We start from the raw sequence: 2,966 nt of genomic DNA, 5'->3' as shown, positions 1-2,966 counted from the left end.
GTGCGACGATCGCGCCAGCCACCGGCCGCGCATCGCTGCGCCGCTGGCCGATCCACTCGGCCAACGCAGCCAGGGACTGACGCTCGAACGCATCCTTGACGCTCAGATCCAGGCCGTAGCGTTGGTTGATCTGCACGATCATGCGCGTGGCCAGCAGCGAATGCCCGCCGAGACGGAAGAAGTTGTCTTCGGCGCCGACCGGTTCGCTGCGTTCCAGCAGTTCCTGCCACAGCGTCGCCAGCACGCGTTCGGTTTCGGTCTCGGGCGCTCGGTACGCTGCGGCGACCGCGCCGCCCAGCGAAGGCAACGCTGCGCGGTCGACCTTGCCGTTCGCGGTCAGCGGCAGGCTTGCCAGTACGGCAATCGCGCTCGGGCGCATGAACTCGGCCAAGCTCTCGCGCAGCGCCTGTTGCAGTTCGTCCACCAGCGCGGCGTGGGCGGTCTCTGCTTCGTTGCTGGCGACGAACGCGACCAGACGTCGATCATTGCCATCGCCCTGGATCGCCGCGGCGGCGTCGCTGATCCGCGCATCGCGCTTGAGCTGGGCTTCGATCTCGCCCAGTTCGATGCGGTAGCCGCGCAGCTTGACCTGTTCGTCGCGGCGGCCAAGGTATTCCAGCTCGCCGTCGTGGCCGCAGCGCACCAGGTCGCCGCTGTGGTACAGGCGTTCGGCCGCGCCCTGACCGAAGCGGTGTTCGCGGAAACGGCTGGCGGTCAGCGCATCCAGGTTCTGGTAGCCGCGGGTCACGCCGTCGCCGCCGATGCACAGCTCGCCGACGGCGCCGGCGGGAACCGGTTCGTCCAGCTCGTTGAGCACGTACAGGCGGGTGTTCTGGATCGGGCGGCCGATGGCGACTGCGTGACCGCAGCGCTTCAGGTCGTTTTCGTTGCGCACCGTGTAGATCGAGCAGCCCACGACCGTTTCCGTCGGGCCGTACTCGTTGACGTACTCGGCGTTGGGCAAGCGGTCGCGTTGCCACTTGGCGACGGTCGCCGTGGTCAGCTGTTCGCCGCCGATCACCAGGCAGTGCCGGCGTTCGCTCGGGCCGGTGTGCGCCGGGTAGTTCGCGTACAGACCGTCCAGGTGCGCTGGGGTCAGCTTGAACAGCCAGTCGTGGCCGTCGTCGAACAGGTAGTGGCTCAGGCCGGCGAACAGCGCGCCGGCTTCGGACGGCAGCACGATCAAGCGCTTGCCCGCCAGCAGCGGAGCGAACAGCGTGGTGACGGTGGCGTCGAAGCTCAACGGCGTGCCCATGACGGCGCCGCGGTGATGCGGTTGCAGATAGCTTTGCGCGTGATCGAGATAATTCACGACGCCGCCGTGCGGGACCAGCACACCCTTGGGTTGGCCGGTTGAGCCGGAGGTGTAGATCACGTAGGCCAGATGCTGTGGCGTCAGGTCCGCTGCTTCCGGCGTGCTGGACGGATAGCTCGCCAGCGCGGCTTCGTCGTCCAGGCGCAGTATTTGACCGCTCCAAGCCGAACAACGCTCCACCAAACTACCAACACTCAAGATCGACTGAACGCCGCTGTCGCTACACATGTAGGCCAGACGTGCATCGGGATGTTCGGGCTCCAGCGGAAGATACGCACCGCCGGCCTTCAGGATCGCCAGCACACCCACCACTTGTTCCAGCGAGCGCCCGACATGCAGGCCGACCACGCTGTCCGGGCCCACGCCCTGCTCGCGCAGCGCATGTGCGGCGCGATTCGCCCAGGCGTCGAGTTCGGCGTAGCTCAGCTCGCGGTGCCCATCGGTCGCGGCGATATCGTCCGGCGTGCGCCGAACCTGCGCTTCGAACAACGAATGCACGCTGCGGTCGCGCGGGTAATCCTTGCCGCTGCGGTTCCAGGCCTGCCAGCTCGCCCGCTCTGCCGCGGTCTGCATCGGCAGCCGGTATACCGGCGTCTCCGGCGCATCCAGCGCCGCCGACAGTAAGGTTTCGAAGTGCGCCGACAACGCTTCCACCGACGCTGCGTCGAACAGCGCCGTCGCGTACTGCCAGCTCAGACGCATCGCGCCTTCGTGTTCCCACGCGGTCAGTTCGAGGTCGTACTTGGTGGTATCCGCCGCATACGGCAACGCCGTCACCCTCAGCTCCGGCAGTTCCAGACGACGCTGTGCGGTGTTCTGCAGGGTGAACAGGATCTGGAACAGCGGACTGTGGCTGAGGCTGCGCTCCAGCTGCAGGCGCTCCACTACCTGATCGAACGGCACGGCCTGTTGGCCGTAGGCGTCGATCACGGTAGAGCGCGTGTTCGCCAGCAACTCGTCGAAACGCATCGACGGCGCCAGCTTCGTGCGCAGCGCGAGGTTGTTGACGAAGCAGCCGACCAGCGGCTCGACTTCGCGCTGCAGACGACCGGCGACCGGCGTTCCGATCACCACGTCGCGTTGATCGCCGTAGCGGCCGACCAGCAGCGCCAGCACCGACTCCAGCAGCATGAACGGGGTGACGTCGCGGGCTTGGCAGAACACGCGCACGCGCTGCATCAACTCCGGCGGAAGCTCGCTTCGGTGGTTCGCACCCTGCGCCGACATCTGCGCCGGACGCGGGCGGTCGCTCGGCAGCGTGGTTAGTTCCGGCGCCGAGGCCAGTTGTTGCGACCAATAGTCGAGCCCGTCGGCCAGCGTCTTGACCTGCGCCTGTTGCCACAGCGCGTAGTCGGCATATTGCACCGGCAGCGCCGGCAGCGACGCGGGCTGGCCTTGGCTGTGAGCCGCGTACAGCGCGCCGAACTCCTCGACCAGCACATCCATCGACCAGCCATCGGCGGCGATGTGGTGCAGGGTCAGGATCAGCACGTGCTCTTCATCGCCCAGCGCGATCAGCGTCGCGCGCAGCATCGGGTCGCGGCTCAGGTCGAAGGCATGATCCGCCGCGGCCCGCACCTGCTCGGCGAGCCGCGTCTGCCGCTCGCTGTCTTCGCAGGCGCGCAAGTCCAGATAGCCGCTCAGGGCCAGG

General features: G+C 67.5%; 1 protein-coding gene. It reads right to left on the bottom strand.

Features of this window, described 5'->3' with window-relative positions; translation table 11 throughout:
- Positions 1-2,966: amino acid adenylation domain-containing protein (locus ABZ855_RS48165; protein WP_360820389.1), on the bottom strand; the 2,966-nt coding region annotated here is incomplete at both ends.

The organism is Streptomyces sp. NPDC047042 (assembly GCF_040644035.1).
Classification (GTDB): Bacteria; Actinomycetota; Actinomycetes; order Streptomycetales; family Streptomycetaceae; genus Streptomyces.
Note: the sequence above shows the minus strand (reverse complement) of the source record. Positions and strands in the feature narration are given on the sequence as shown.